This is a genomic window from Vaginisenegalia massiliensis, assembly GCF_900604935.1.
GTDB lineage: Bacteria > Bacillota > Bacilli > Lactobacillales > Aerococcaceae > Vaginisenegalia > Vaginisenegalia massiliensis.
Window position 1 is genome coordinate 1 of the sequence record NZ_UWPC01000003.1, and the last position, 12532, is coordinate 12532.

The following is a 12532-nucleotide window of genomic DNA, read 5'->3' on the forward strand; positions in this document are numbered from 1 at the left end:
GACATAGAAAAACTCCTTTCGATCTTAATGCGGTTGGTAGCCACATTTAAGTATAATCGAAAGGAGTTTTTAACGCTAAAGCTCTTGGCAGCTCACCCGTAAAACGGGTGGTTTTATTACGTTGTAATAAAAAAAGCACGCCCTATGGCGTGCTTTTTATTTACCATTATAAGAATGGATTAGCTTCTTCGTTTGCTACTTCGGTAACTTTTTCTTCCTTAATTGCCATTTCTGGTTCTAATTTACGATAACGAGTCATACCTGTACCGGCTGGAATTAACTTACCAATTGTAACATTTTCTTTCAAGCCCAAGAGAACATCTTTCTTACCACGAATAGCAGCATCAGTTAAGACACGTGTGGTTTCTTGGAAAGAAGCAGCTGAAATAAAGGACTTGGTTTCTAGAGCAGCTTTTGTGATTCCTAACAAGACCGGACGAGCCGTTGCTGGCGTTTCACCCGCTTTAATCGCTGCCGTATTGGCTTCTGTAAAGTCAGCAATATCAAGTAAAGCACCTGGTAAGATGTTGGTTGAAGCTGGATCCATGACCCTAACTTTACGCAACATTTGACGAACCATAACCTCAACGTGTTTATCACCGATTTCTACCCCTTGACTGCGGTAAACAGCCTGTACTTCACGTAATAAGTAGTTTTCAACGGTAATAACATCCGTCACTTGAAGAAGTTCTTTTGGATCAATCGACCCTTCAGTTAAAGCTTGACCCCGTTCAACATAATCACCTTCAACAACTTTCAAGCGTGAGGTATAAGGAACATTGTAAGTACGAGTATCGGTAACCCCTTTAACCGTAATGTCTTTTGAACGATCTGATGCTTTTTCTTCAATGGATTCAATTTCACCAGCGACTTCGGTAATAGTTGCTTGACCTTTTGGATGACGAGCTTCGAAGATTTCCTGAATACGCGGTAAACCTTGAGTAATATCGCCACCGCCGGCAACCCCACCGGTATGGAAGGTACGCATGGTTAATTGTGTACCCGGTTCACCGATTGATTGAGCCGCGATGGTACCGACCGCTTCACCGACTTCAACTTCAAGACCTGTCGCTAAGTTACGACCATAACAGTGTTTGCAGACACCGTGGTTGGTGTCACAGGTAAAGACGGAACGAATGGTTACTTCTTCAATACCCGCATTAACAATCTCGTTAGCGATATCTTCAGTAATAATTTCGTTCGCTCCAATAATGACTTGACCTGTTTCTGGATGTTTCACTGTTTTTTGCGTATAACGTCCGATTAGACGTTCTTCTAATGATTCAATGACACTATTACCATCATTGATCGCGCGAACAGTAACCCCTTTATCTGTTCCACAATCGTCCTCACGAATAATAACATCTTGAGCAACGTCAACCAAACGACGGGTTAAGTAACCAGAGTCAGCCGTCTTCAAGGCTGTATCGGTCATCCCTTTACGGGCACCGTGAGTCGAGATAAACATTTCTAAGACGGTTAAGCCTTCACGGAAGTTTGATGTGATTGGTAACTCGATGATCCGTCCACTTGGAGCAGCCATGTTACCCCGCATACCGGCTAACTGGGTAAAGTTGGAAATGTTACCCCGGGCTCCTGAATCTGACATCATCGCAATTGGATTTAGACGTGGTAAGGATTTACTTAAGTCAGATTGGATTTGATCCTTGGCTTGTTCCCATGTACGGATAACATTTTCATAACGTTCATCTTCAGTAATTAATCCACGACGATATTGTTTAGCAATGTTATCGACTTGGGCGTGGGCTTTTTCTAAGATAGCTGGTTTAGTATCCAAACGTAAAACATCGGCTACCCCAACGGTAATTCCTGCTCGTGTTGAATACTTATACCCTAAATTCTTCATCTTATCTAACATGACAGACGTTTCTGTAATGTGGAATCGTTTAAAGACTTGTGCAATAATTTTACCCAGGTCTTTCTTCTTGAACGGTGGCACAATATCCATTGATTGGATCTTTTCAACCACATTTTCACCAGGTTCTAAGAAGTATTTATCTGGTGTTTGTACCGTTAAATTCTCAGAAGATGGTTCATTCAAGTAAGGGAATTCGATTGGCATAATTTCGTTGAATAATAATTTACCAACCGTGGTGATCATTAAACGATTCTTTTGCCATTCAGTGAAAGGTTTACCAGCTAAGGCGCTTGCCGGAATAGCAATCCGGGTATGTAAATGAACATAACCATTTTGATAAGCAATCTCTGCTTCAGCAACACTTGATACGATGAGACCTTCACCTACCCGACCTGGTTCTTCTAAGGTCAAATAGTAGTTACCTAAAACCATGTCTTGCGATGGTGTTACAACGGGTTTACCATCTTTCGGGTTCAAGATATTTTGGGCCGCTAACATCAAGAGACGCGCTTCGGCTTGGGCTTCTTCTGATAAAGGTACATGGACGGCCATTTGGTCACCATCGAAGTCAGCATTATAAGCTTCACAGACTAATGGGTGAAGACGGATAGCACGACCTTCTACTAGGGTTGGCTCAAACGCTTGAATACCTAAACGGTGAAGCGTCGGTGCCCGGTTAAGTAAAACAGGGTGTTCACGAATAACTTCTTCAATAACAGGCCAAATCGCATTGTCTTGTGTTTCAATCATGCGCTTAGCATTCTTGATATTTGAAGCGATTTCGCGTTCAACCAATTCTTTCATGACAAATGGCTTGAATAATTCAATGGCCATTTCTTTTGGTAAACCACATTGATACATCTTCAAGTTTGGTCCAACGACAATAACGGAACGTCCTGAATAGTCAACCCGTTTACCAAGTAAGTTTTGACGGAAACGACCTTGTTTCCCTTTCAACATATGAGATAGTGATTTCAATGGACGATTACCTGGTCCAGTAACAGCGCGTCCGCGGCGACCATTATCAATCAAAGCATCGACAGCCTCTTGTAACATCCGTTTTTCATTTTGAACGATAATATTTGGTGCACCCAAATCTAATAATCGTTTCAAACGGTTATTACGGTTAATGACCCGACGATATAAATCATTCAAGTCAGAAGTGGCAAAGCGGCCACCTTCTAATTGAACCATCGGACGTAAATCAGGTGGAATGACTGGTAGAGCATCCATAACCATCCATGAAGGTTGGTTACCTGACGTTCTGAAGGCCTCTAAGATATCTAAACGACGAATAGCACGCGTCCGTTTTTGGCCAGTCGCTGTTTTTAAGGTTTCTTTAAGTTCTTCACATTCTTTATCTAAATCCACGGCTTCTAATAATTCTTTAATCGCTTCCGCTCCCATTTTGGCATAGAAACGATCGCCGTATTCACGTTTTTTCTCACGATATTCTGCTTCGGTTAAAAGTGATTTTGGTTCAAGCGGAGTATCACCCGCATCAATCACAATATATGAAGCAAAATAAATAACTTCCTCTAACAAGCGGGGGCTTAAGTCTAAGACTAAGCCCATCCGGCTTGGAATACCTTTAAAATACCAAACGTGAGTAACAGGGGCTGCGAGTTCAATGTGCCCCATACGTTCACGACGTACTTTAGCTCGGGTTACTTCAACACCACAGCGATCACAAACGCGTCCTTTATAGCGAACACGTTTTAATTTTCCACATGAACATTCCCAATCTTTAGTAGGACCAAAAATTCTCTCACAGAATAGTCCATCTTTTTCAGGTTTTAATGTTCGATAGTTAATAGTTTCTGGTTTCTTAACTTCTCCGTAAGACCAAGAACGAATTTTCTCGGAGGATGCTAAGCCAATTTGCATGGCTTCAAAATTATTCACATCTATCAAGGGGCCGACCTCCTCTTTCTATTTTTGGAGTGCCTATCTCCAATTGGCTCCAGGCAATTGCTTACGCTTCTACTTCAGGTTCGTTGTTAGATTCCTCTGCGTCTTGATCCTCGTCTTCGGAAAGAGGAACTTCGTTATAATGTTGACGTTCGGCTGCCTTTTGATCCTCACGGAATTTATCTAAGGCATTGAAGTTAACTACATCATCATCATCGTCATCATCACGCAACTCAATTTCTTGATCATCTTCATCGAGGACTTTAAGGTCTAATCCCAAGGCTTGTAATTCTTTCACCAACACGCGGAAGGACTCTGGTACACCTGGGCGTGGAATTGGTTGGCCTTTAACAATTGCTTCGTAAGTTTTTACCCGTCCCACAACGTCATCGGATTTATAGGTTAGGATTTCTTGCAAGGTATAAGCGGCTCCATACGCTTCAAGAGCCCAAACTTCCATTTCCCCAAACCGTTGTCCACCAAATTGAGCTTTACCTCCCAATGGCTGTTGAGTAACTAATGAGTAAGGTCCAGTCGAACGCGCATGCAATTTGTCGTCAACCATGTGGGCTAACTTAATCATGTACATAACCCCAACTGAAACTTTACGGTCAAATGGTTCACCTGTACGGCCATCATATAGGATAGTTTTAGCGTCAGCTTCCATACCGGCTTCACGAACCGTTTCCCAAACATCTTCTTCACTTGCCCCATCAAAAACAGGAGTGGCAATATGGATACCTAGCTGACGAGCAGCCATCCCTAAGTGAAGTTCAAGAACTTGTCCGATATTCATCCGTGATGGTACCCCTAATGGGTTCAACATGATATCTACTGGCGTTCCATCTGGTAAGAATGGCATATCTTCTTCTGGCATAATTAAAGAGACAACCCCTTTATTACCATGCCGTCCGGCCATTTTATCCCCTTCGTTGATTTTACGTTTTTGAACGATATAGACGCGAACTAATTTATTAACACCTGGTGGTAATTCATCGCCGGCTTCGCGAGTAAAGATTTTCACATCATGAACAATCCCACCACCGCCGTGAGGAACCCGTAAAGAGGTATCGCGAACTTCACGCGCTTTTTCACCAAAGATAGCATGTAATAAGCGTTCTTCAGCTGATAATTCAGTAACTCCTTTTGGTGTTACTTTACCAACTAAGATGTCATTATCTTTAACTTCAGCCCCGATGGAAATAATGCCATCACGGTCTAAATATTTTAAGGCTTCTTCAGATACGTTTGGAATTTCACGGGTAATTTCTTCAGGTCCTAACTTAGTATCACGTGACTCAGATTCATATTCTTCAATATGAATAGAGGTATACACGTCATCTTTAACTAAACGTTCAGACATGATAACCGCATCTTCATAGTTATATCCGTTCCAAGTCATGAAGGCAACTAATGGGTTTTGACCAAGAGCCATTTCTCCATTTTCCATTGATGGACCATCCGCTAAGATATCTTGAGCATCAACATGCTCGCCTAAACGGACGATTGGACGTTGATTGTAGCAAGTTCCTGAGTTAGAACGTGCAAACTTAGTTAAGCGGTATTCATCAACTGAGCCATCTTCTGTCTTCACGCGGACACGATTTGCATCCACATAGATGACTTCACCTGCACGCTTACAAATTAGGGCTGCCCCTGAGTCGTGAGCGGCTTTGTATTCCATACCGGTTCCGATTAAAGGTGATTTTGGATTGATTAGCGGAACAGCTTGACGTTGCATGTTAGCACCCATCAAGGCCCGGTTAGAGTCATCGTTTTCTAAGAACGGAATCGAAGCGGTTGCGACAGCTACTACTTGTTTTGGCGACACGTCCATATAGTCTACTTGGCTAGTCTTCACTTCTAAGTTTTCAGAAATGTAACGGGCCATAACCACGTCATTGGTAAAGGTACCATCTTCGTTCAATGGTGAATTGGCTTGTGCTACAACATACAAGTCTTCTTCATCCGCTGCTAGATAATGAATTTCATCGGTTACCCGTTTGTTAGCCTTATCTACCTTACGATAGGGGGTTTCGATAAAGCCATATTGATTAATTTTCGCATAAGAAGATAAGCTGTTAATCAAACCAATGTTTGGTCCTTCAGGTGTTTCAATTGGACACATACGCCCATAGTGAGAATAGTGAACGTCCCGAACTTCATAACCCGCACGGTCCCGAGTCAAACCACCAGGTCCTAAGGCTGAAAGACGACGTTTATGGGTTAATTCCCCTAATGGGTTCGTTTGATCCATAAATTGAGATAATTGGGAGGAACCAAAGAATTCTTTGATGGCTGCTACTACTGGACGAATATTAATCAATTGTTGGGGTGTGATCGTAGATACATCTTGCAATGACATCCGTTCGCGAACCACACGTTCCATCCGTGATAACCCAATCCGGAATTGATTTTGTAATAATTCACCTACTGAACGAATACGACGGTTACCTAAGTGGTCGATATCGTCTGTCGTACCAATGCCTTCTGAAAGGAATAAATAATAGTTAATTGAAGCTAAAATATCAGCCGGTGTTAAGCTCTTAACCCCTTGAAGATTAGCATTACCGATAATATTGATCACGCGATCTGGATCACTTGGTGCATAGACTTTAATGATTTGTAAATCGATTGGATCTGGCACCACACCTTCTGGAGAAGGATACAGGGTCACTGTATTAATATTTTGGTCTAAATATGGTAAGAGAATAGCCATATTTGCTTCATCTAATAAGGTACCTTCGCTTAAAATCACTTCTCCCGTTTCCGGATCAGCTAAGGTTTCTGCTAGCGTTAAGCCAGCCAAACGATTTTTAAGATGAAGTTTCTTATTAATCTTATAGCGACCAACAGGAGCTAAGTCATAACGACGTGGATCAAAGAAACGTGCATTCAATAAGTTACGCGATGAATCAGCTGTCTTAGGTTCGCCAGGACGGAGTCGTTCATAAATATCTTTCAAAGCTTCTTCTGTCCGTGAATCAGCCACATTTTTGTGAACATCTTTTTCAGCTGTCAATTCCAATAAATCGGAATTGGTAAAGATATCAAAAATTTCTTCATCTGAACCAAATCCTAAAGCACGAATTAAAACGGTTAATGGAATTTTACGTGTCCGGTCAATCCGTACATAAGCAATGCCTTTAGCATCGGTTTCAAATTCTAACCAAGCTCCGCGGTTAGGAATCACAGTTGAGGTATAAGAATGACGGGCTTTTTTGTCAACTTTATCATGGAAATAAACACCTGGTGACCGCACTAATTGTGAAACGATGACCCGTTCTGCTCCATTGATAATAAAGGTTCCCATTTCTGTCATGATTGGGAAATCTCCAAAGAAGACCTCTTGTTCCTTCACTTCACCTGTTTCCTTATTGATTAGACGTAAGGTCACATAGATTTGTTTTGAGTAGTTCGCATCCCGATCACGCGCTTCTTGAACACTATATTTAGCATCCCGGAAGTCATAATCGATGAAGTGCAATTCAAGATTTTCAGTATGGTCGACAATTGGAGAAATATCTTCAAACATCACTTTAAGTCCTTCATCTAAGAACCATTGATAAGAATCCGTTTGAATCTCGATTAAGTTTGGTAATTCCAAGATTTCATCGATACGCGCATAGCTACGACGCTCTGCTTTTTTACCGTATTTGACGATATGTTGACTCAAGCTCTTCACCCCTTATAAAAATTAAGACCCGCTAAGATGACAGAATAATGACAATTGTTAAGAATAGATAACAAATGACTTTTGTCCCAAAAAATAGGCAAAAAAAAGACAAAGGATTGATTCTTTTTACGAAAAATCGTCAATCTTTTGTTTTATTCTGGCGAAAATCCCGATTTGGACAAGATTTCAAACGGGTTTTTCTTTATCTTAGTCAACTCTTTGCATCTAGAAATATTATTATATTTTCATCACCTTGTCAAGGCTAGCTCAAAGAAAAAACTTACCTTGCGGTAAGTTTTTAGAATATTATTTAATTTCTGCTTGATAGGCTACTGCGATTTGAGCACCTACTTTAGCATTATTATAAACTAATTGAATATTTGTATCCAAACTAGCTCCATCTGTTAATTCGACAATTTTTGCTAGTAGGAATGGTGTGGTGTCTTTACCTTTAATGCCTTGTTTGTTGGCTTCTTCAACAGCTTGATTAATAATCGCATCAATCTTTTCGTGCGGAATTTCATATTCACTTGGAACAGGATTAGTTACCAATAAGCCAGCTTTAAGACCTAAGGCTTCTGCATACATCATCATCCGCGAAATTTCCGTAGGCGAATCGCAACGGGTATTCAATTTATATTCTGATGTTCCTGTATAAAAGGCTGGTAAATAATCTGTTTGGTAGCCCACAACTGGAACACCTTTTGTTTCAAGATATTCCAAGGTCCGAGGTAAATCAAGGATGGCTTTAGCACCTGCACAAACGACAGTGACTGGGGTTTGCCCTAATTCATCTAGGTCAGCAGAGATATCCATGCTATCTTCTACTCCCCGGTGAACCCCACCAATTCCACCTGTAACAAAGACTTTAATACCTGCTAAATGTGCACCGATCATGGTCGTTGCAACGGTAGTAGCGCCTGTTTTCCCTTTAGCAAAAACTTCTGCCAAATCTCGGCGGCTAACTTTAACCACATCTTTTTCAGAGGCCAAACGCTCAAGATCTTGGTCATCTAGACCAATTTTGAACTGGCCATCCATAATCGCAATAGTCGCTGGGACAGCTCCATTATCACGAATAATTTGTTCAACCGTTTTAGCCATTTGTACATTTTGTGGATAAGGCATCCCGTGAGAGATAATAGTTGACTCTAAGGCAACAACGGGTAAATTTTGATCAAAAGCTGCCTGAACTTCTGGACTAATCGCTAATAAGTTATTCATCATTTATTTAAAACTTCCTTTCAAGGCTTTGTGCTGTTTACGCAATATTTCTTTGGTCAAGTCCTTACGTACCGTTTGCTCTGACTGAATGGTGTAATATGAATTCGTCAAGCCAAATTCAATTGCTTCGTGCAATGAATAAGCATCTAAGTATCCGCAAACAACGCCTGCAGAAAAGGCATCCCCTGCTCCAGTTACATCTTCTACATGATCCACCATCGGTGGTTGGATGTGACCCATGTCTCCTTGACGATTAGCATAACGCGTTGGCTGAGCTCCATGAGTGATGACGATATTTTCCACTCCTAGATCTAACCAGGTTTTTAGTAAGTCTTCTTCGCTTGGTTGTGCTAACTGATGAGCCTCGAAGTAAGCCCGACTTTCTTCCTCATTGATGATTAACCAAGTTACCCCATTTAAATTTTTAGGCAAATGAGACATCTTTGGTGTCGATACACTGACTAGCATTAAGTCGATAGCTTCTTTGTTAGCAATTTCGATAATTTTAGCTACAGCGTCTTGCGAAACATTCAAGTCCGCAACAATCATACGGGCTTGCGAAAGAACCAACTGGTATGATTCAATCCATTCTGCCGTCATCAATTGGCAAATATCCATATCAGCAAAGGCAAAATCAAGTTCTCCACTTTGTTCTAATACAGCCGTATAGTTACTGGTTGAGGCCTCCGGTAATTGTTGAACATGTTGCAAATTAACAAAACCTTGCGTATTTTGCTTAATCAATTCATAGTCTTTATCCTGGCCTGCTAAAGAAATTAAGCTAACTTTGACATCTAAACGGCCAAGGTTTTCGGCCACATTCCGTGCTACGCCGCCGATGCTAACGCTAGATGACACCGGATTACTGGTACCGCGAATGAGGGCTTGGTTAAGCACAAATTTACGGTCGACATTCATTGCACCGATACAAAATACTTCCGGTTGCTTGTTAACAATATAGGCGCGGCCTAACAGTTGTTTTTTTGTCGTTAAATTCGAAATAATCGTAGCTACTGTTGAACGTGGCACATCAAGTTGATCAGCAATACTTTGCTGTGATAAGAAGGGATCTTCTTCAATTAACTTAAGTACACGACGCTCATTAAAGTTTAACATAGCTTTGCCTCCTTTCTTTCTTAGACAAATGTTTTTTTTAGGATAATTGTCTAAGACAGTATACCATTTTTAAGTAGAAAGACAAGATGTTTTTTACATTAAAATCAGTCTTCTTTTTGGCTCATCAAGACCCAATAACCTTTATCCAAGCTGATGCGTTCAGCCTGGCCAAACACTTGGTCCATATATTTTTTCATTGATTCTGCGCCTTGTTTCTTCTGAATGACCACAAAGAGACGCCCACCTACTTTTATGTGACGATAGGCTTGATTCACAAAAGCCTGGATGGTCTTCTTACCCGCGCGAATAGGCGGATTTGTTATGGCATAATCAAAAAATTGATTCAAATCTATTTGGGTAGCGTCAGCTAAGTGCCAATCTATATTCGATACTTTATTTAGAGCTTGGTTTCGTATTGCTAAATCTAAGCTCCTTTGGTTAACTTCTACACCCACATAGTGAAGTTGAGGAGCTAGCTTTGCCAAACTAATTAGAATGGGCCCATAGCCACTACCTAATTCAAGCAATGATTGACCCACTTGTGTGTTTTCGTGGTCTAGAAAGGCTTTTAGCAAAACATTAGACCCATAGTCTACACGGTCTTTGGAAAAAACACCTCGATCGGTCACAAATTGCAAACTTTGATCTTGAATACTAAATTGAATGGTTCGTTCTTGATGGTCGCTTTCTGGCTGGTGACTATAGTAATGATCAGTCATGGTGTGTCTCCCCTAACTTAATTTTCTGGATTTGAGGCAATTAAGCGTAAATTACCCTCAATTCTTATTTGATCAACCTCATGCGGTAGGATAAATGAGTCGGCTAAGTCTAATGAATAACGTTGACCCTCAATTTCTAACCAGCCTTGTCCTTCAATGACCGTGGCTAAATAATAGGCTTTAGGTAAGTCGACAAGTAAAGAACCTTGAACTTGCCATTGATAGACACTAAATAAGTCATTCGTTAAATAATGGATAACCTGACCCTCGGCTTGTGGGTAAGACTTAGTCATTGAGCTTGGATCAGTATGTGGGAATCGAGTCACCGCTGCTGAATCTTCAATATGCAAAGGCCGTAATTGACCACTCTTATCTATTCGATCATAGTCATAAACACGATAGGTTGTATCTGAATTCTGCTGAGTTTCCAGAATCATAATCCCTCCACCAATGGCATGTATCGTTCCGTGAGGGACATAGAAGAAGTCGCCAGCTTTGACCGGCACCTGGGTAAGAAGATCAGACCATCTCTCAGCTTCAATCATTTCCAAGAACTCTTGTTTATTCTGAGCCTTGTGACCATAGACAATCTTAGCACCCGGATCAGCAGCAATTACATACCAACACTCCGTTTTACCCAACTCGCCTTCACGTTCAAGTCCATACTGATCATCTGGGTGAACTTGAACTGACAAATCCTCGGCTGCATCCAAAATTTTAACTAACAATGGAAATGGACCTTGTGACGGATTTCCGAATAATTCAGCATGCTCTGTGTAAAGTTGATCCAATCCTAAGCCGGCAATTGATTTCGGGCTGATGACACGGCTGATTCCATTAGGATGAGCACTAATAACCCACGCTTCTCCCACCTTATCACTCGGTAAATCCATCTTAAATTGACTAGCCAATCGATTTCCACCCCAAATTTTTTCTTGGAGGACCGTCGCTAGAAAAATAGGTTCTTTCATCTTTATACACCTTTCTTTTCCCCTTATAAACAAGGAAGTTAATCAATCCTATCATACCATTTTTTATGATATTCGTGTTAAACTATTCTTATAGAAAGTGGGGCAAATTCACATGATAAAATTATTCGTTTCCGATATGGATGGCACTTTACTCAATGCCGACCATGTTATTTCACCAACCAATGCACAAGCCATTCGACAACTTCAAGCTGCTGGAATTGAATTTATGATTGCCACTGGCCGCGACTACTATTCCGCTCACAAGTTATTAGCCGCCCATGGTTTAACTTGTAAAATGATAATATTGAACGGCGCTGGATTTGTGGATGAAAAAGGCCAAATTAGTGTCCCTCACCCGCTAGATGCTAAGGTGACGCAAGATATTCTTCATTACCTCCAACTACATCAAATCGACCATACATTAATTACCGATCAGGGGTTATTTGTCCCTGATTGCCAACGTTTCAAGGAAAGAATGCGCGCCTTCTTTATAAATATTACCCAACAGGCTAGCCACCCGGAATTACAGTCTGAAAGTGATGTGACCGATGCCCAACTCATGATGCATCTGGAACAAGTCAAGCCATTAGCTGACTTAAAACTAGATGAAAATACCTTAGCCCTTAAATTTATGGTCATGTCCGACCAACCCCAAGCATTAGAGGCATTTCACCAATCCTTTGTCGATCATCCACTGTTAGATATCACCTCGTCCAATCACGACAACTTGGAAGTTACAAGCAAGTTTGCGCAAAAGGGAATCGCTATTCAAGACTATGTCACGCAAGTTGGCTTTGATATGATCCAAGTTTTAACTATAGGGGATTCGCTTAATGATCGTTCCATGTTATCCATGGCTGGATATAGTTATGCAATGGAAAATGCGCCCGATGCTGTCAAACAATTAGCTAAATACCAAGCGCCCCATCATAATGAGGATGGCGTAGCCACAATTATTAACCGAGTTCTGTCAAACCAACTTCCATAAATCTATTAACAAAGTCACATTAATGCCCTTTTCTTTTTGCTTGTGATA

7 protein-coding genes are annotated in these 12532 nt (G+C 41.1%); 1 reads left to right on the forward strand and 6 read right to left on the reverse strand.

The window, feature by feature from the left end; genetic code table 11:
- Nucleotides 1-166 precede the first annotated feature (166 nt).
- The 6 genes from rpoC to manA form a co-directional block, all read right to left on the reverse strand.
- Nucleotides 167-3793: a DNA-directed RNA polymerase subunit beta' gene (rpoC, locus tag EIH20_RS02145; RefSeq protein WP_124057722.1), complete on the reverse strand. Its 3627-nt coding sequence runs from the start codon at nt 3791-3793 to the stop codon at nt 167-169.
- 61 nt (nt 3794-3854) lie between these two features.
- A complete protein-coding gene (gene rpoB / locus EIH20_RS02150; RefSeq protein ID WP_206424090.1) occupies nt 3855-7475 on the reverse strand; it encodes a DNA-directed RNA polymerase subunit beta in 3621 nt (1206 codons plus the stop codon).
- A gap of 297 nt (nt 7476-7772) precedes the next feature.
- Nucleotides 7773-8690, reverse strand: a complete 918-nt coding sequence (locus EIH20_RS02155) for a pseudouridine-5'-phosphate glycosidase (RefSeq protein ID WP_124057917.1) — start codon at nt 8688-8690, stop codon at nt 7773-7775.
- 3 nt (nt 8691-8693) lie between these two features.
- Nucleotides 8694-9806: a carbohydrate kinase gene (locus tag EIH20_RS02160; RefSeq protein WP_124057724.1), complete on the reverse strand. Its 1113-nt coding sequence runs from the start codon at nt 9804-9806 to the stop codon at nt 8694-8696.
- 104 nt (nt 9807-9910) lie between these two features.
- The gene (locus tag EIH20_RS02165) at nt 9911-10525 is read right to left on the reverse strand and encodes a class I SAM-dependent methyltransferase (protein ID WP_124057725.1); all 615 of its coding nucleotides are present in this window, start codon (nt 10523-10525) and stop codon (nt 9911-9913) included.
- Between the two features lie 17 nt (nt 10526-10542).
- Nucleotides 10543-11496: a mannose-6-phosphate isomerase, class I gene (manA, locus tag EIH20_RS02170; RefSeq protein WP_124057726.1), complete on the reverse strand. Its 954-nt coding sequence runs from the start codon at nt 11494-11496 to the stop codon at nt 10543-10545.
- 112 nt (nt 11497-11608) lie between these two features.
- Here manA and EIH20_RS02175 point away from each other — a divergent pair, with 112 nt between their 5' ends.
- A complete protein-coding gene (locus tag EIH20_RS02175) occupies nt 11609-12484 on the forward strand; it encodes a Cof-type HAD-IIB family hydrolase (RefSeq protein ID WP_124057727.1) in 876 nt (291 codons plus the stop codon).
- Nucleotides 12485-12532 lie beyond the last annotated feature (48 nt).

What these genes read in the sequence shown, in the direction of transcription:
- manA (WP_124057726.1), bottom strand. Translation starts at nt 11,496, where the DNA reads ATGAAAGAACCTATTTTTCTAGCGACGGTCCTCCAAGAAAAAATTTGG.
- EIH20_RS02160 (WP_124057724.1), bottom strand. Translation starts at nt 9,806, where the DNA reads ATGTTAAACTTTAATGAGCGTCGTGTACTTAAGTTAATTGAAGAAGAT.
- EIH20_RS02165 (WP_124057725.1), bottom strand. Translation starts at nt 10,525, where the DNA reads ATGACTGATCATTACTATAGTCACCAGCCAGAAAGCGACCATCAAGAA.
- EIH20_RS02175 (WP_124057727.1), top strand. Translation starts at nt 11,609, where the DNA reads ATGATAAAATTATTCGTTTCCGATATGGATGGCACTTTACTCAATGCC.
- EIH20_RS02155 (WP_124057917.1), bottom strand. Translation starts at nt 8,690, where the DNA reads ATGAATAACTTATTAGCGATTAGTCCAGAAGTTCAGGCAGCTTTTGAT.